15 protein-coding genes are annotated in these 17,774 nt (G+C 42.8%); 1 reads left to right on the plus strand and 14 read right to left on the minus strand.

Going from position 1 to position 17,774, the window contains the following annotated elements; genetic code table 11:
* From KXV15_RS10040 to KXV15_RS10085, 10 genes are all read right to left on the minus strand, one after another.
* A complete protein-coding gene (locus KXV15_RS10040; protein WP_240008050.1) occupies window positions 1-723 on the minus strand; it encodes a CvpA family protein in 723 nt (240 codons plus the stop codon).
* A 38-nt stretch (window positions 724-761) separates the two neighbouring features.
* Complete coding sequence (radA, locus tag KXV15_RS10045; protein ID WP_240008051.1) at window positions 762-2,144, minus strand: DNA repair protein RadA; 1,383 nt, start codon at window positions 2,142-2,144, stop codon at window positions 762-764.
* A 2-nt stretch (window positions 2,145-2,146) separates the two neighbouring features.
* Entirely contained in the window at window positions 2,147-3,214 is a 1,068-nt protein-coding gene (gene alr / locus KXV15_RS10050) for an alanine racemase (protein WP_240008052.1), read from the minus strand.
* A gap of 15 nt (window positions 3,215-3,229) precedes the next feature.
* Window positions 3,230-4,723 (minus strand): replicative DNA helicase, encoded by a 1,494-nt coding sequence (locus KXV15_RS10055; protein ID WP_240008053.1) that lies wholly within the window; start codon window positions 4,721-4,723, stop codon window positions 3,230-3,232.
* Between the two features lie 120 nt (window positions 4,724-4,843).
* Entirely contained in the window at window positions 4,844-5,290 is a 447-nt protein-coding gene (locus tag KXV15_RS10060) for a carboxymuconolactone decarboxylase family protein (protein ID WP_240008054.1), read from the minus strand.
* A 130-nt stretch (window positions 5,291-5,420) separates the two neighbouring features.
* On the minus strand, window positions 5,421-6,005 hold the full coding sequence (gene rplI, locus KXV15_RS10065; protein ID WP_240008055.1) for a 50S ribosomal protein L9: 585 nt from the start codon (window positions 6,003-6,005) through the stop codon (window positions 5,421-5,423).
* A gap of 10 nt (window positions 6,006-6,015) precedes the next feature.
* Window positions 6,016-6,273, minus strand: coding sequence for a 30S ribosomal protein S18 (rpsR, locus tag KXV15_RS10070; protein ID WP_240008056.1), 258 nt, complete (start codon window positions 6,271-6,273; stop codon window positions 6,016-6,018).
* Between the two features lie 3 nt (window positions 6,274-6,276).
* Entirely contained in the window at window positions 6,277-6,678 is a 402-nt protein-coding gene (gene rpsF, locus KXV15_RS10075) for a 30S ribosomal protein S6 (RefSeq protein ID WP_240008057.1), read from the minus strand.
* 275 nt (window positions 6,679-6,953) lie between these two features.
* Complete coding sequence (locus KXV15_RS10080; protein ID WP_240008058.1) at window positions 6,954-7,796, minus strand: hypothetical protein; 843 nt, start codon at window positions 7,794-7,796, stop codon at window positions 6,954-6,956.
* 51 nt (window positions 7,797-7,847) lie between these two features.
* Window positions 7,848-8,753 carry a hypothetical protein gene (locus KXV15_RS10085; protein ID WP_240008059.1) on the minus strand — a complete coding sequence of 302 codons (906 nt, stop codon included), beginning with the start codon at window positions 8,751-8,753 and terminating at the stop codon, window positions 7,848-7,850.
* Between the two features lie 492 nt (window positions 8,754-9,245).
* On the opposite strand from KXV15_RS10085, the gene KXV15_RS10090 reads away from it, so the two are divergent.
* A complete protein-coding gene (locus KXV15_RS10090) occupies window positions 9,246-10,205 on the plus strand; it encodes a KpsF/GutQ family sugar-phosphate isomerase (RefSeq protein WP_240008060.1) in 960 nt (319 codons plus the stop codon).
* 218 nt (window positions 10,206-10,423) lie between these two features.
* Here KXV15_RS10090 and glgA read toward each other — a convergent pair whose 3' ends face one another.
* Genes glgA through KXV15_RS10110 form a run of 4 tightly spaced genes read right to left on the minus strand, consistent with a single transcriptional unit; the run spans window position 10,424 to window position 17,714 of the window.
* Window positions 10,424-11,863: a glycogen synthase GlgA gene (gene glgA, locus KXV15_RS10095; RefSeq protein WP_240008061.1), complete on the minus strand. Its 1,440-nt coding sequence runs from the start codon at window positions 11,861-11,863 to the stop codon at window positions 10,424-10,426.
* Between the two features lies 1 nt (window position 11,864).
* On the minus strand, window positions 11,865-13,130 hold the full coding sequence (glgC, locus tag KXV15_RS10100) for a glucose-1-phosphate adenylyltransferase (RefSeq protein ID WP_240008062.1): 1,266 nt from the start codon (window positions 13,128-13,130) through the stop codon (window positions 11,865-11,867).
* Between the two features lies 1 nt (window position 13,131).
* Window positions 13,132-15,291 carry a 1,4-alpha-glucan branching protein GlgB gene (gene glgB / locus KXV15_RS10105; protein ID WP_240008063.1) on the minus strand — a complete coding sequence of 720 codons (2,160 nt, stop codon included), beginning with the start codon at window positions 15,289-15,291 and terminating at the stop codon, window positions 13,132-13,134.
* Window positions 15,288-17,714, minus strand: a complete 2,427-nt coding sequence (locus KXV15_RS10110) for a glycogen/starch/alpha-glucan phosphorylase (protein WP_240008064.1) — start codon at window positions 17,712-17,714, stop codon at window positions 15,288-15,290. Before KXV15_RS10110 ends, glgB begins: the two co-directional genes overlap by 4 nt.
* Between the last annotated feature and the right edge of the window lie 60 nt (window positions 17,715-17,774).

Here is a 17,774-nt window from a genome sequence, read left to right on the forward strand (position 1 = left end):
TCATTTTGGAACTACTTTCAATTTGGTGGACTCATCACTCTTACTTTTTTCAGAGTTTTTGCTTTTATCAGAAGTTTTTTTATCTTCTTTTAGTTCAGAAAAATCGGGGATATCGCTATCCTTTTTCTTTACTGCTTTGCCGATTTCATCAGTTATAGCATTTTTCATGCCATTTTCGACACTTTTCTTTGCTGTTTCTTCGCCCTTGTGCGACGCAGTTACCGCCGTGTCAATTGCGGCTTTGGTAGCTTCTGGTGCGAGACTTTTAAGGGCATCACCAGTTAGCACCAAAAATGGAAAGAATTTCGCGTCTTTTAAAATTTTTGGCCATTTATCTTCTTTGGCAACTGAAATAAAAGTTATTACAGCAATTGAAATTATCACAAAACCGCGTGCAACGCCAAATAAAATACCTGCGGTGCGGTCAATTACGCCCAATGGCTCTGAATCGTGAACCCATTCGTGAATACGACCAGTTAAAACCCTGATGGCAACATAAACCAAAAGGAAAATCGTGATTACGGTGATGGTGTTGGCAATCCAGCTTTCGGTATTAAGGGCATCTTTTACAGGGTCACGAAAAACCGGTAGCCCCCATAAAACTGCAAGAATGGCAAGCGCCAGTGCGGTCATAGACAAGAATTCACGAACAAAACCGCGCGCAAACGCCAATAGTGCGGAAACGCCGACAATAATTAAAACCAGGACGTCAAAGCCATTCATTCAATTTCAACTTCCGCGCATTTGTATAAAACCAAAGATTAATCTTGGTTGCCCGTAATTAATTCCGCTAGTTCTAAAAGTTTGCCGATATGGGTCGCATTTAGCCTTAAATTGTCTTTCTTGCTAGTCTTAGTTTGCCTAAAATGTGGAATAATAGCATTTTTAAAGCCAAGTTTTTCAGCTTCTTTAAGACGTGCTTCGGTTCGTGGCACACTTCTGATGTCACCTGAAAGTGATATTTCGCCAAATACCACACTATTTTCAGCCAAAGATATGTCTGAAATCGCAGAAATCAAGGCCGCTGCAACCGCCAAATCGGCGGCGGGTTCGGTAATTTTCATGCCACCCGCAACATTGAGATAGATATCATGCCCGCCAAAAATAATACCACACCGCGTTTCAATAACCGCCAGAATCATATTTAGGCGGTTGGCATCCCATCCCACTACCGAGCGGCGCGGCGAACCAAAAACGGTTTTTGCCGCCAATGCCTGAATTTCCATTAAAATCGGGCGTGTTCCTTCAAGGCCCGCAAAAACCACAGATCCTGCCTGTTGGTCGTTACGTTCATCAAGGAAAAGTGCCGATGGATTTGGTACTTGTATCAGGCCAGTACCAGCCATTTCAAAAACGCCAATTTCATCGGTTGCGCCAAAGCGGTTTTTAAGACCGCGTAAAATACGGAATTGATGCCCGCGCTCACCTTCGAATTGCAAAACCGCATCAACAAGGTGTTCGACCACACGCGGCCCCGCGATTTGTCCATCTTTGGTAACATGCCCAACCAATATCACCGCCGTACCAGAGGTTTTGGCATAGCGCACAATTTCATGCGCACAAGTCCTAACCTGTGCGACTGTGCCGGGTGCGGTATTTAAACTATCCATCCACATGGTTTGAATGGAATCGATTATGGCAATATCTGGTTTTTTCTCTCTAAGTGCATCTAGGACACGTGATATTTCGGTTTCCGTGGCAATCTCGACAGGTGAATCTGCAACCCCCAGACGCCTTGCACGATCTTGTAATTGGGAAACCGCTTCTTCGCCCGAAACATATAGGGTTTTTACGCCATTTCTGGCACAATTTGCCAGAACTTGTAGTAATAAAGTTGATTTACCAATGCCGGGGTCGCCACCCAATAAAACCGCCGATGCCTTTACAAGGCCGCCACCACAAACGCGGTCAAACTCTTCGATGCCAGTTTTTATACGCTGCGGATCGGGTTCATTGGATGCAAGATTGGCAAAAGAAATATTGGCCGTTTTCTTTTTTACCTTTGGGCTTTGTGGGCTTTGGGGTGAAAGGGCGGTTTCTTCGGTTATGGTATTCCACCCGCCGCAATCATCACACTTTCCCTGCCAGCGCGCGTAAATTGCGCCACACGATTGACAGGTAAAGGTGCTTTGGGCTTTTGCCATTATTATTCTTCCAAATAGTTTCGTTTAAAACGGTTACCAAGCCTAGTAAGGATTTCATAGGAAATTGTATCCATATGTTTGGCCTGCTCGTCAATTTTGACATTCTCACCAAGGAATTCAACAAAGTCACCGCATTTAAGTGCTACTTCGCAATCTGAAATATCAATGGCAATCATATCCATGGAGATTTTACCCAAGATTGGGCAGATTTTACCACCAGCATAGGCAATACCTTTGTTGCCAGCGCTTCGTAAAAAGCCATCCGCATAACCAAGGCCAATGGTGGCAATTTTCATATCGTTTTGTGCAAGATAGGTTGCAGAATAACCAATTGTTTCACCCGCTTTGACCGTGCGTACCTGTAAAATTGGTGCGTATAAACTTACAACTGTGGCAAGCGGGTTTTCTTCATTATCAATTGGCGCCCCACCATAAAGCCCGATACCAGGGCGCACCAAGTCAAATTGATATTCGCCGCCAAGCATGGTTCCACCCGATGCTGAAAGTGATTTTGGAACATTGAAATATGATGCCGCCTGCGAGAATGTTTCCAATTGCTTTTTATTCAATGGATCATTGCGATCGGATGATGAAACCAAATGGCTCATAACAAGGGCAAGATTTAGGTCGTTGATTGCTTTTGCATTATCAACCGCTTGTTCAGGGCGTAACCCAAGGCGGTTCATGCCGGTATCAATATGAAGCGCAAGCTTAAGGTCGCTATTTTTTACAAATTCCAATTGTTCAATTGAATTAATAACGGGGATAATGTCAAACTCGCTAAAAATTTCGATTTCGCTATCAAAAAAGCCCCCTAATACAAAAAGTTGGGAGCTTGCAGAAATTGCTTGTCTAACTTCGATTGCTTCTTTCAAGGTGGCAACAAAATAATTATTGCAACCAATATTTTGTAGGCGGTGGGCAACTTTATCGACCCCAAGACCATATGCGTCGGCCTTTATAACACCGGCAACCATTGAATTTGGTGCGATTTTGTTAAAATAGCGCCAGTTTTGGGCAATTGCTTCGAGATTAATATCGATATAAGCGCCCAGAAAATTAGTATCCAAGACCACAGTCCCTAATTATTCATAATCATCGTCATCCTGACCTTTATAATCAAGATCAGAGAATTTGGTAAGTTCCGCACGGAAACCAAGTTTGATTTTACCAATTGCACCATGCCTTTGCTTGGCAATGATAAGTTCGGCAGTGTTTTGGCAGGCATCAACCTTATTTTGCCATTCAAAATGTTTTTCGGCAGGTTCAAGTGGCGGCTCTTGACGTAGCAAATAATAAGATTCGCGATAAACGAACATAACGCAGTCTGCGTCCTGCTCGATTGAGCCAGATTCCCGCAAATCCGCCAATTGTGGGCGTTTATCATCGCGGTTTTCCACCTGACGTGAAAGCTGGGAGAGGGCGATAATCGGAACGTTTAATTCCTTGGCAAGGGCTTTTAGACCTTTGGTGATTTCTGTTACCTCTTGTACGCGGTTATCACCACGTGAACCCGGGCTTGTAATAAGCTGAAGGTAGTCGATAACAATCAAATCAAGGCCGGCGCGCCTTTGCAAACGGCGTGCGCGTGCGGTTAATGCCGCAAGTGAAATACCACCGGTATCGTCAATATAAAGCGGTAAATTGGCAAGTTCGATACTCGCGTCCTGAAGTTTGGCATATTCTGCCTTACCTAATTCACCTTTACGAATACGATCAGAGCCAATTCCTGTATAATCGGCAAGAAGACGCATCGTAAGCTGTTCGGCGCTCATCTCGAGGGAATAGAAGGCAACAACACCTCCTCTTACGGTGCGAACAACGCCGTATTCATCGGTCTTTTGTTCAAAGGCCTTGGCGGCGTTAAAGGCAATATTGGTTGCAAGTGCCGTCTTACCCATTGATGGACGACCTGCAAGGATTAACAAATCCGATTTATGCAAACCACCAAGCATATGGTCCACTTCGCTAAAGCCAGTTGTCAAACCAACAATATCACCGGTTTTGGTTGCGGCAGCAGCAGCAGTGGTTAGTGCCTGTTTTAACGATTCTTGGAATGCAATAAAGCCTGATGAAGACTGCCCATTTTCGCCAAGTTTATAAAGGCGTTCTTCGGTTTCTTCGATGATTTTTTCGGCGCCATCAAGCTCATCGGAAACGGTATTGGCATCGCGGTTTAATTCACCACCAATACGAATAAGTTCGCGCCGCAAGGCAAGGTCGAAAATAAGTTTTGCATAGTCAGGTGCCGCAGCAGGATCGGCGGCGGAATCAATCAATAAAGCAAGATATGCCGCACCACCAATATCCGCTAATGCACCATCTTGTGCAAAGCGCGCATGCAGAGTGATGCCATCGGCAACGTGACCACGTGAAGAAATATTGCGCACCGTATCGAAAATTTTGCCGTGTACGGGGTCGTAAAAATGTTCACCAGAGAATTTATCGCCAAGTTTGGTTAGAACCTGGTTATCAAGCAAGATTGCACCCAAAAGCGCTTGTTCTGCCTCAAGATTATGGGGCAGGGATTTAAGTTTTTGCTCTTCTTTTGCGGGTGTAAAAATAGTTGAATCAGACATAGTTAACAAAAAGCATCCATATCGTCTTTAATCACCAAAATGTCCAAAGATATTAACAATTTGGCGAACTTATCCACAGATGGATGCTTTTATCATTATTATGCGTCTATATTGGACGTATTAAAACCCTAAACCAACGCCAAGTCTGTTCCATGCATTAATGTTGGCAATGGCGGTAACTATAAGGATGATTTCATTTTTGGTGAAGTGTTTCTTTGCCTCTTCCATAATTTCATGATTAGGGAAATTGGTATGAATACGGGTTAAATCTTCGGTTAATGCCAGAACAATTTTTTCGCGTAAATCAAAATGACGAGAATCACGCCAAACCGCGATTTGGTCGATTTTTTCTTGGGTAAGACCGGCATTTAGGCCAACTTTATTATGAACCCCGACACAATATGCACAGCCATTAATTTGCGAAGCACGAATTTTAATAAGTTCGGTTAGCTGTTTGTCGGTGAAAAGCGCCTTTGTGGCATCGTTCATATCACCCAAGCCTTTGAAAATATCAGGAAATTCGCGGCGGAATTCAGGGTTGGAAATTAAAGGCTCGTGATCAAACATGTTTTGCTCCTGCAAATATAATATTAGCAATTGCGCATATAAGGCTTTGGAAAATAATAAACAAGGGGGTAATAACAAAAAGCCCCGCGACATTTCTGCGCGGGGCTTATGAATTAAGTTGTAAAAACCACTATTCGCGGTTTTCTTCGCCTTCAAGGCTAACTGCGTTTTCAGCAATTTCTGCAGCCTGTGCATCAAGAGCAGCGCGTTCTTCAGCTAATTTAGCTGCAACAACGTCTTCACCTTTTGCCTGACGTTCAGCTTCTTCATTAGTACGAGCAACGTTTGCAGAAACAGTTGCTTCAACTTCTGCATGAAGGTGAACAAGAACTTGGTGAACGCCAATAGTTTTGATAGGTGCTTTAAGGAAAATTTGATTTTTCTTAACATCAAAACCAGCAGCAGCAGCAGCGTCTGCGATATCGCGTGCAGAAACTGAACCATAAAGCTGACCTGCTTCACCCGCTTGGCGGATAAGAGTAAAGGTTTGGCCGTTAAGCTTGTCACCAATTGCTTGGGCTGCTTCACGTGCTTTTTGGTTTTCTGCTTCGATGTGCGCGCGTTGCGCTTCGAATACTTTTTTGTTTGCTTCAGTCGCACGAAGTGCTTTGTTTTGAGGCAACAAGAAGTTACGAGCAAAACCCGGTTTAACTTTTACAGTATCGCCAATGTTACCAAGGCGACCAACACGTTCTAGAAGAATTACTTCAACCATTATAGTCTCCTTAAGCTACATTATATGGCAATAGTGCCAAGAAACGGGCGCGTTTAATTGCGCGTGCAAGCTCGCGCTGTTTTTTCTGAGAAACAACAGTGATGCGAGATGGAACGATTTTGCCTTTTTCAGACAAAAAGCGTTGCAGCAATTTTACGTCTTTATAATCAATCTTTGGTGCATTTTCACCAGAGAATGGGCAAGTTTTACGACGACGCTGAAACGGACGACGAGTTGGAAGGTTTGAAATGGTGAATTTAGTAGCCATTGATTATGCCTCCTCAGCTTCGGTGAATTCTTCGTTTTCACGAGAATATTCAGCACGTGCTTTTGCTTTTTTCTCTTCTTTTTCGCGGCGAGAAAGAATTACAGACGGTTCATTGTCCAATTCTTCAACCTTGATAGAGATGTAACGCAAAATTTCTTCATTGATTGAATGTTGACGCTCAACCTCTTGAACCGCAGCAGCAGGTGCTTCGATATTCAAGAAAGTATAGTGTGCTTTGCGTTGTTTTTTGATGCGGTATGCAAGGTTGCGAAGACCCCAATATTCGGTCTTGGTAACTTTGCCGCCAGCTTCAGTGATTTGTTTTGTTACGTCTTCGACGATTGCATCTACTTGTTGAGTAGAAATATCAGGACGAGACATAATAATATGCTCATAAAATGGCATTTTTATTTCCCTGTATTTAGGTTGCGGCAAGGTGGGATTTGGGTAATCCACCCCGATGGATCAGGCACTTTCACGAAAATTTCACCACGAAACCCCCGCCAAGGCTGACCACAACCAACGTTAAGGCGCGGCTTTAAGCATATTTTAAAGGAAAAGGGAAGGGGGCGGGGTGATAAAATGCGAATTAAGGATTAGGATTAAGGATTTTTCTGTCCAACAAGTTTGGGAAGGGGAAGTGTATGAAATATTTTAAATTTAAAAAAGTTCAGTATATTCTATTCGCAATTATATTTTTTCCAACTTTCTCTCCTTATAAGACCATAATCTTTCTTATCGAACAGGCTTTTTAATTTTAACCACTCGTTCTCATTCTTTGGTTGCCAAAAGTTATTTTGCCTAATTTTCCCAATGCATGATGAGTACATTTCTCGATTAATATACCACATTCCGCTTTTATTAGCTGATTTTTCTGCGATTGCCATGATTGCAGGATCGGGGCTAAGCCAATATTTTTTTACTCCAAGCCTTAGCGCAGCATCATTCTGACGCTGGAAGATGGCATCATTTCGTTTGATATCGTTATCAAGTTCTTTTTTAAGTTCATCATTATCAATTGCACCATTTTCAATTCGGACTTTTTTGAATGCGTCACGTAATTGTTGGGATGAGGGTGGATTAGAGCCATGAAGTGCAATAATAGAATATGGTTTTACAATAAGCTTGCGAGCAGCAGGAATTATGTAATTACCGCAAGAAGAAAGACAAAATCCTAATACTTCGACCGACCATTTATGTTTTTCAATTATTTCAGCAGCGGAAATTGCTGTTTCTGTATTCCCGCCTGGTGAAGTGATTTTCAGGATTACCCTTTTGTTTTTTTTATATTTTGACAAACAATCTACTAGTTTTTGATTGGTTTCTCCAATGTACCTTATTTCAATTTTATTACCTAAGGTGCTGACTTTGCATACAGTTTCATTCCTACTTTCTAAATCCCAAAGCTTTTTTATTGCGAGTTTTGAATTATTAAAATTATCAATATCATTTAACTCTTGCGCATATGATTGCGTTGTGTTGAAACAACAAACGATAAATAATAATTTCAGTTTAATACTCACAAAAAACTTTCCTTAATATGAAATAATCATAAAAAATTTGTTTGAATGGCATCATTTGACTTCCTTAAACAAACAATCAAACGCATCTTCTTGAACCTCTAAATGCGTCATGCCTACAATAGCGACTATATTTTTGCCATCAAGCACATCTTGGCTTATATTTTTGAACATATATTTCGTTCTATAATCACTTGCCGCGCTGATTATGGTATTTGCAAATTTACTTCCGGTTTGTTTTGAGCTTGATGTCGGGTCAAACCAGCCATTTGGTGCTTCATAATATTCAATATCTGGGAAATATTGTTTGGCGGCTTTCTTAAGTTCATCCAGTGATTTCACATTGTCTTTTGCGTTTGTCTTTGCCCATATCGGATTATATTTATTGATTTCATTGGTGACATATTTCTCAATTTCATCATTTTTTACACCGAACCTATCACGCATTGTTGCTGCGGTTCGCATATATAATATTGTTGAGGTTTTTCGCGCGCCGTATTTGTTGGCAAGATATTGCAATAATTCTTCTTGTGGTGGCTCAAGCGACTTTAATTTTGCTCCATTTTTCTTTGCCCAAAACCCAGCGTAGCGTGTTTCGTGGTAGTTCTTCATTGCATAATCTTGGTCGGATGTTAATTTATCAAACCACGAAATATCGTCATTTTCCACATAAACGAAATCAGGTTTAATCTCGGCAATATCGTCACGAATTTTATAGAACAATTCGGGTTCTGGCTTGTTAATATGAATTGAGCCAATATAAGTTAGTTTTGATGATTTCTGCTGATATTTATATTTTTTCTCAAGCCAAATATTATCTGAATCATGTTTGCTATAATCATAGGTTTTAATCGGTATGATTTTTGCCGCACAAGTATTGATTTGTTGTGGTTTTGCTAATGCGATATTTGGCAATATTGCCGTTAAAATTATAATTGCGGCTTTATTTTTTATGTTCATATTAAGTGAAGCCTTTAATTGATAATTGCCGATTTTAAACCTTGATTCCCTCATGCGTAAAATAGCAAGTATGCCAATTCTTGGTTTTTATCCCCACGCTTCACAATTGGCATTAATATTCAATTGAATTGGCGCAGGATTGGGGGGGGTGAAATGTCAGGAAATGTCAGGGTTTTTGGTGGGGATGAAAATTGTAATAAATGGCAAAAAAATATAATAAAATCAGTATATTTTCATTGTTACAAACTTGGTTGCAAATGGGCAATGCACCCCATTCTTGAGTTCCAATCCAAACCCGCCTAAATAGGCGTATTAACTCCTTCCCTTGAGGGAAGGTGGCACTTGCGTAGCAAGTGACGGAAGGGTGATGATGGTGATGCTAAATGCGCCATTATGATAAATTGAATTTTGCGCCACCCTTCAGTCACTTTCGGTGACAGCTTCCCTCAAGGGAAGAAGTTAGCGGCGAAGCAGTCAAAGAATAGGTTTTCTATGTCACATACACAAATTATCGAACAAGGCGCGAATGTTATCACCACAGAGGCGGAGGCGTTGAATTTACTTGCCGCAAGCCTTGATGAAAACTTTGCCAAAGCGGTTGAATTAATTCTTAATTGCGAAGGGCGCGTGATTTTATCTGGTATGGGTAAATCGGGGCATATTGGGCGCAAAATTGCGGCAACCCTTGCCTCAACCGGTACACCGTCATTCTTTGTGCATCCGGCCGAAGCAAGCCACGGTGATTTGGGCATGATTACCCCCAAAGATATTTGCGTTGTGCTTTCAAATTCTGGTGAAACTTCCGAGCTTTCAGATGTTTTGGCGCATTGCAAGCGTTTCGGTATTGCGATTATTGGCGTTGCCTCAAGACCTGAAAGCACGCTTATTCAATCATCAAATATTGGTCTTGTGTTACCTGCCGCCAAGGAGGCATGTGCCATTGGCATGGCGCCAACCACATCGACCACAATGACGCTTGCACTTGGCGACGCCTTGGCGGTGGCGGTGATGGAATTGCGCGGCTTTAAAAAAGAAAATTTCAAAACTTTCCACCCTGGTGGCAAACTTGGTGCGGCATTGTTAAAAGTTTCTAATTTGATGCATAAAGGAAGCGATCTTCCGCTTGTGCCACAGGGTACATCAATGAAAGACGCCATCCTAGAGATGAGTGCGAAAACCTTTGGCGTGGTTGGCGTTCTTGATAAGGATTTCCACCTTGCGGGCATTATTACTGATGGCGATTTGCGCCGTAATATTGATGATTTGCTTTCCAAAGATGTTGACAAGGTTGCCAATCCAAAACCAATCGTGGTCAAGGAAAATATGCTGGCATTAGAGGCGGTTCATATGATGAATGAACGCAAAATCACCTGCCTTTTTGTGACATCGGATGATAATAAACCTGTTGGTTTGGTTCGCCTTCATGATTGTTTGCGGGCGGGCGTGGAATAGATACCGCTTCCGCCTTCCTCGCTTCGCTCGTCATTTGGACGGGTAGGGAAAGCAAGTATTAAACTAAGCGCAAGCGCGATTGAGCGCCGGCGGGATTCCGCCGCCCCACCGGAGGCATGAGGTAATAGCATTTGTGATTAGCAAATGCCCCGAATTAGCCGCGAGGTATAAAAATATGCTCGGTTTCCGATTTTTATTTGCATCTTTATAAAATATTTTTATTTCACGAGGCTTTTGTAAATTTCGGCATATTTTTCACCGCTTTTTTTCCAGCTAAAATCTGCTTTCATGCCGTTTCGTTGGATTTGCGCCCATTTGCGTTTATCGTGATAAAGTGGGATGGCGCGGTTTACGGCGCGTAATATCTCATGATAAGTGACCTTGTTGAATTGGAAGCCGGTGGCAACATTTGCCTCCATCGCCGCCTCATTGGCATCGATAATAGTGTCGGCAAGGCCGCCAGTACGCGCCACAATTGGCACGCAGCCATATTTAAGGCCGTATAATTGGGTAAGTCCACAAGGTTCAAATCGTGATGGGATTAGAATGCCATCTGCACCAGCTTGAAGCAAATGGGATAGTTTCTCATCATAGCCAATATAAATCCCCAATTTACCTGAAAATTCACGGGCTAGGTTTTTAAGGCGATCTTCAATATATGCTTCACCGGCGCCAAGGACGGCAACCCTAGAGCCAGAGTTGATAATATCCGGCAGCGCCTCCATGAATACGTCCATCCCTTTTTGCCATGTAAGGCGGGAAATAACGCAAAAAATTGGGTTGGCGGCGCGTTTAAGGTTGAAAATAGCTTCAATCTTGCGCTTGTTAAACTTACGGTCAATAAGGCTTTTGGAATGATAATTTTTCTCGATTAAATCATCAGTTTCAGGATTCCAAATATCATCGTCGATGCCGTTTAAAATGCCGTGGGTTTGGGCTTCGCGGGCCTGAATAATACCTTCCATTCCCATGCCAAACTCACTTTGTAAAATCTCACGTGAATAGGTTGGGGAAACGGTGGTTATGGCATGTGCCTTGGCGATACCACCTTTTAGGAATGAAATATCGCCGTAATACTCAACTCCGTCCATACGGTAAACTTCGGATGGTAATTGCAAAATACCAAACATCTCACCGCTAAATTTGCCTTGGAACGCAATATTGTGAATTGTTAAAACGCTTGGTGTTTTTTGCGCGCGCTCATTGCCGAATTTCATATAAACGCATGATAATGCAGCCTGCCAATCATGGGCATGAACAATATCAGGAAGGTAGGATTTGCAAATTCCGCCCGCTATGTCTGATGCCGCTTTTGAAAGTGCTGCGAACCGTACCGCATTATCGCGCCAATCATTGCCCAATGTATCGACATAGGGGCCGCCATCACGTTCATATAAAAACGGCGCATGAAGGGCGATGATATCTAGTTCACCAACCTTGTGGCGCATAAGGCGCGCCGAAATACCGAACAAATCATCATATTGGTGAAGAATGGTTCCTTTGCCAAGTTTTTCCAAAATCGCGCCATAAGCGGGAATAAGGGTTGTAACGGCGAAACCATGGGGATGAACTGCGCTTGGCATAGCGCCAACCACATCGGCAAGCCCGCCGGTTTTTATTAAAGGAAAAATCTCTGAAGCAACGCTTAAAATCTTCATTTTAGGTCAAATCTAATTTATCAATCATGTCTTTGGTAATCAAACAAACACCGTTTTCGGTGCGTCTGAAACGTTTTTTGTCAAGTTCTGGGTCTTCACCAACAACAAGTCCATTAGGGATATTTACCCCCCTGTCAACAACAACATTAGTAAGGCGGACATCATTGCCAATATTGCAATATGGCAAAACCACCGTGCTATGTATGCGTGAATAGGAATGTATTCTGACATTGGTAAATAGCAAACTTTGATGAACATGTGCGCCAGAAATGATACAGCCACCAGAAACGAGTGATGAAATAGCCTCACCGCGGCGTCCTTCCATATTGTGGACGAATTTAGCCGGTGGTGTGATTTCTGAATAGGTCCAGATTGGCCAAGTGCGATCATATAAATCGAGTTGCGGTTGAGTATGGGTTAAGTCGAGATTGGCTTCCCAAAATGCATCAATTGTACCAACATCACGCCAATAGGCATAATCCATCGCCACATTACGAACGCATGATTTTTCAAATGGGTGGGCAATCGCTTTACCATTTTTTACAATATAGGGTATGATATCCTTGCCGAAATCGCGGCTCGAATTTTTGTCGGCGGCATCACGTTTTAACTGCTCGATTAAGAATTTAGTTTTAAAAACATAAATCCCCATTGATACCAACGCTTTATCTGGATTACCTGGCATTGGTGGCGGGTTTTTAGGTTTTTCAACAAAGTCGGTAATAATATCCTTTTTATCAACTTTCATAACGCCAAAGGCATGCGCTTCTTTTATGGGAACTTCCATACATGCAATTGTAACATCTGCGCCTTCTTTGGCGTGTTGTTGCAACATTAATTCATAATCCATTTTATAAATGTGATCCCCAGCAAGGATGAGCATGTATTCGGGATTATGATCTTCGATGATATCGATATTTTGATAAACTGCATCGGCGGTCCCATCGTACCATTGTGTGTCGGAAACCCTTTGTGAAGCCGGCAATATATCAAAACTCTCGTTACGTTCTGGGCGGAAGAAGTTCCAACCATTTTGCAGGTGGCGGATTAATGAGTGGGCCTTATATTGGGTTGCAACACCAATGCGGCGAATACCTGAATTAAGGGCGTTAGAAAGGGCAAAATCAATAATTCGTGACTTGCCGCCAAAATATACCGCAGGTTTGGCACGAACATTAGTAAGTTCGTGAAGGCGCGAACCTTTTCCCCCTGCAAGAACATATGCCATTGTATCACGTGCTAAAGGTCTGATTGTTGATACGTCCATATTATCCCCCGCTATATTCGATATATATTGTAGAAAGTGCCGGAATCGTTATTTCCGCCTGATTATTAACAACTTGGATTTTACCCATATTGCCACTGCCATAACCATTATAAATTTTGGAATCAGAATTTAGAATTTCTTGCCATTCACCACCATAGGGTAGGTGGATGGCATAATTATGAAGCGTCTGACCAGAAAAGTTACAAATTACCGCAATTGGATTTTGATTTTCGGCAAAACGTAGCCATGCAAAGACAGAATTCTTATTGTCATCAACCACCAGCCATTCAAACCCATCGGGACGACAATCACGACTGTGCAGGGCAGGGCGGGATTTATAAAGATTGTTCAAATCCCTTACAAATGTTTGAATTCCCTTATGGCTTTCATATTGAAGCAAATCCCAATCGAGTGCGCGTGCCTCACTCCATTCCCTAACTTGGGCAAACTCTTGCCCCATGAATAAAAGCTTTTTACCAGGATAGCCCCACATAAAGGCATAATATGCACGTAAGGTTTGGAATTTTTGTTCCCATGAACCCGCCATTTTGTTTAAAAGGCTGCCCTTGCCATGTACAACTTCATCATGGCTTAAAGGTAAAACAAAGTTTTCCGAAAAGGCATACATCAAACCAAACGTTATTTCATTATGGTGATATTGCCTATGAATTGGGTCGCGCGCCATATAGCGCAAAGTATCATTCATGAAACCCATATTCCATTTAAAGCCAAAGCCAAGACCGGTGCGGCCTTCATTATGGGTTACACCAGCCCAAGAAGTTGATTCTTCGGCAATCGTAAGGGTATTGAGACCAAGATTTCTTAATTCGCCGTTGGTGCGTTTTAAAAATTCAACGGCTTCCCAATTCTCGCGACCGCCTTCTGAATTTGGCAGCCATTCACCGGCTTTGCGTGAATAATCACGATAAAGCATGGAGGCAACGGCATCGACACGTAAACCATCGACATGGTATTTTTCTGCCCAAAATAGGGCGTTATTTACAAGATATGAAACCACCTCACGCCGACCGAAATTATAAATAAAGGTTGTCCAATCTGGATGAAAACCAAGGCGTGGGTCAGCATGCTCGTAAAGCGCGGTGCCATCAAAATTTGAAAGGCCATGATTATCAGATGGGAAGTGGGCAGGAACCCAATCAATAATAACGCCAATTCCACTCTGGTGGGCTTTATCAATAAATCTTGCCAAGGCTTCTTTTGTGCCAAAGCGCGCGGAGGGCGAATAAAGCCCCGTAGTTTGATATCCCCAAGATTCATCAAGTGGGTATTCAGAAATCGGTAAAAACTCGATATGGGTAAAGCCCATTTCAATTACATAAGGCAATAGGGTTTCGGATAGTTCATCCCAATTTAAAAATTCCCCCTGCCATCCCTTGCGCCATGAACCTGCTTGAACCTCATAAATTGATATTGGCAACTCACTAGGGTTAGAGTTACGCCAATGATTTCTATGCCAATCATCATTCCATACAAATTCTGGTTTTGACGTGGTCAAAGATGCGGTTGATGGACGTAATTCGGATGCAAATGCAAACGGATCTGCTTTTAAAGGTAATTGATTACCGGCTTTGTCATGAATTGAAAATTTATAGGCGCGCCCAAGCCCGATATGGGGAATAAAGATTTCCCAAACCCCAATATCAAGGCGATAACGCATTACATGTTTCCGCGCATCCCAATCGTTAAAATCGCCTACAATTGCAACAATTGCGGCATTGGGTGCCCAGACCGCAAAATTGACGCCATCAACACCTTGGTGGTGGATTGCCTGTGCGCCCATGACATCAAAGAGCCGTTTATGCGAGCCTTCGGCAATTAGATAATCGTCAATCGGACCAAGAACTGGTGCAAATGTATAAGGGTCTGTCACAAGCCATTCTGTACCCAAAGCACGTGCGCGATAGGTTATTGGTTGTGGTCCTTTAACTTTTATCTTTCCCTCAAAAAGCCCTTCTGGATGAATCGGTTTTAGATCACCCAATTCAATGCCTTTTGCGTCAAAAGCGGTTACTTGCTCCGCACCCATTATGAAGGTGCGTGCAATGTAAGCGTTTTCTTCTTTTTGAACCCCTAAAACTGAAAACGGATTATCGTGTTTTCCATTGACAATCGCTTCAATTTCATTGGTGTTTAGGGTCAAATTACTCTCCAGATGTCCTTGGCATATTCAGAAATGGTGCGGTCGGATGAGAACCACGACATATTAGCGCTATTGATAATTGCTTTTTCAGTCCATGCGCTTTTGTCAAGCCATTGATTATCAACTTTTCTTTGGGTGTCGCAATAATCATCAAAATCCGCCGCAAGCATGAAATAATCACTATTATATAAATCATGAACAAGGTCACTATAACGGTTCGGGTCATCATGTGCAAACACGCCACTGGCCACTGAATTAAGTGCCTGGGTAAGTTCGGCTGAATTTTCGATTAATTCGCGTGGATTATACCCGTTTTGGCGTAGTTCAAGCACTTCTGATGCGGTCTTGCCGAAAATAAAAATATTATCGTCCCCGACATTGTCTTTAATCTCAACATTCGCACCGTCCAAAGTGCCGATGGTCAATGCACCATTCATAGCAAGTTTCATATTGCCGGTTCCTGATGCCTCCATACCAGCTGTCGAGATTTGCTCTGATAAATCGGCAGCAGGAATAATAATTTCAGCCTGCGATACATTGTAATTTGGAACAAAGACAACTTTTAACAAATCACCGACCACGGGGTCAAAATTCACGCGGCGCGCAACGTCATTAGTAAGTTTGATGATTTGCTTTGCGCGTGTGTACGATGATGCGGCCTTACCTGCAAAAATCTTAACCTGTGGAACCCAATTTTTTTCAGGGTGCGAACGGATTTGGTCATAAAGCGCAATGGTCTCAAGCAAATTAAGCAATTGGCGTTTGTATTCGTGAATCCGTTTAATCTGCACATCAAAAAGCGAATGCGGGTCAAGCTTTACGCCCATTGTTCTACGCAAATGCTCGGCAAGGCGGATTTTATTCTTCAGTTTAACCGCAGAGAATTTCTCCTGAAACGCCTTATCTTTGGCAAATTTCCCAAGCTCAGCGATTTTTGAAAAATCATCCATAAAACCATCGCCAATTGCTTCTTTGGCAAGGTTAACCAAATCAGGGTTCGATTGGAATAGCCAGCGCCTTTGGGTAATGCCATTTGTTTTATTGTTGATACGGTTTGGATATAGTTGATGTAGGCCGTGGAAAACGGTTTCTTTCATCAAATCAGTATGAAGTGCGGCAACGCCATTGATTGAGTGAGACCCAACAAAAGCAAGGTTTGCCATACGAACCCTGCGCTCACCATTTTCGTCAATTAGTGAAATTGAACGGATAAATTCATCACTGTCATTCTTGGCACGTGCCTCACGCAGGATTTTGGCGTTAATCGCGTAAATAATCTGCATATGGCGCGGCAATAGACGTTCAAATAATGGCAATGACCAAGATTCAAGCGCCTCTGGCAATAATGTGTGATTGGTATAGCCAAAGGTTTTGACGGTAATATCCCATGCTTCGGCAAATGGAAGGTTGTGAATATCAATTAAAAGCCGCATCAATTCGGCAACTGAAATCGCCGGGTGAGTGTCATTTAATTGAATTGCTGCCTTATCTGGAAGGGTTTTAATGTCACCAAAATATTGAATATGGCGGCGCACAATGTCTTGAATAGAAGCCGAAGAAAAGAAATATTCTTGGCGTAGGCGCAATTCTTGCCCAGCGGGTGATGAATCGGCTGGATATAAAACCCTTATCAAGGCTTCTGAGCGGTTTTTTGCCACCAATGCGCCAATGTGGTCGCCGGCATTAAAGGCATCAAGGCGAATAGGGTCGATTGGATATGCGCTCCAAAGTCTTAGGGTGTTAACGCGTTTTCCGCGCCAGCCAACAACTGGTGTATCGAATGCGGTGGCAATAACTTGTTCGGCCGGAACCCATTTAATCATACCGGTTTCATCGGCGGCCGCTTCACCACCAAAACCAACTTTATATGAACTTTCACGGCGTTCAAATTCCCATGGGTTGCCGTGGTCAAGCCAGTTTTCCGGTAATTCTACCTGCCAACCATCATCAATTCTTTGGCGGAACATGCCGTTTAAATAACGAATACCATAACCATAAGCTGGGATTTCAAGCGATGCTAAACTTTCCATAAAGCAAGCCGCCAAACGACCAAGACCACCGTTGCCAAGAGCGGCATCTGGCTCTTGTTCGCGGATAATCTCTAAATCAACTTCAAGGGTTTGAAGGGCGCTACGAACCTCTTCCATAACACCCATGTTTGAGAAAGCGTCACGCAAAAGGCGACCAATCAAAAATTCCAAAGACAGATAATAAACCCTTTTTGCGCCGGCCTTGTGTGCTGCACGGGTTGATGCAAACCATTTGTCGATGATGCGGTCGCGAATTGCAAGTACAGTTGCCGCCAGCCAATCATGCGGACGTGCAGTTTTTTGATCCTTACCAATGCGGTAAATTAGTGCATCAACAATCTTTTCAGCAAGAACCTCAGGATTGTCTAAGGCGGGAGGGTTTGGTGCAGCCATGATTTATTCCATTTATATTATTATGAGAAATAGTGCCAAACATTTGCCCCACCTGCAATA

This window comes from Pseudaquidulcibacter saccharophilus, from assembly GCF_019455445.1.
Lineage (GTDB): Bacteria > Pseudomonadota > Alphaproteobacteria > Caulobacterales > Aquidulcibacteraceae > Pseudaquidulcibacter > Pseudaquidulcibacter saccharophilus.

Coding starts and splice junctions, on each gene's coding strand:
- KXV15_RS10040 (WP_240008050.1), bottom strand. CDS start 723: ATGAATGGCTTTGACGTCCTGGTTTTAATTATTGTCGGCGTTTCCGCA.
- radA (WP_240008051.1), bottom strand. CDS start 2,144: ATGGCAAAAGCCCAAAGCACCTTTACCTGTCAATCGTGTGGCGCAATT.
- KXV15_RS10055 (WP_240008053.1), bottom strand. CDS start 4,723: ATGTCTGATTCAACTATTTTTACACCCGCAAAAGAAGAGCAAAAACTT.
- KXV15_RS10060 (WP_240008054.1), bottom strand. CDS start 5,290: ATGTTTGATCACGAGCCTTTAATTTCCAACCCTGAATTCCGCCGCGAA.
- rplI (WP_240008055.1), bottom strand. CDS start 6,005: ATGGTTGAAGTAATTCTTCTAGAACGTGTTGGTCGCCTTGGTAACATT.
- rpsR (WP_240008056.1), bottom strand. CDS start 6,273: ATGGCTACTAAATTCACCATTTCAAACCTTCCAACTCGTCGTCCGTTT.
- rpsF (WP_240008057.1), bottom strand. CDS start 6,678: ATGCCATTTTATGAGCATATTATTATGTCTCGTCCTGATATTTCTACT.
- KXV15_RS10085 (WP_240008059.1), bottom strand. CDS start 8,753: ATGAACATAAAAAATAAAGCCGCAATTATAATTTTAACGGCAATATTG.
- KXV15_RS10090 (WP_240008060.1), top strand. CDS start 9,246: ATGTCACATACACAAATTATCGAACAAGGCGCGAATGTTATCACCACA.
- glgA (WP_240008061.1), bottom strand. CDS start 11,863: ATGAAGATTTTAAGCGTTGCTTCAGAGATTTTTCCTTTAATAAAAACC.
- glgC (WP_240008062.1), bottom strand. CDS start 13,130: ATGGACGTATCAACAATCAGACCTTTAGCACGTGATACAATGGCATAT.
- KXV15_RS10110 (WP_240008064.1), bottom strand. CDS start 17,714: ATGGCTGCACCAAACCCTCCCGCCTTAGACAATCCTGAGGTTCTTGCT.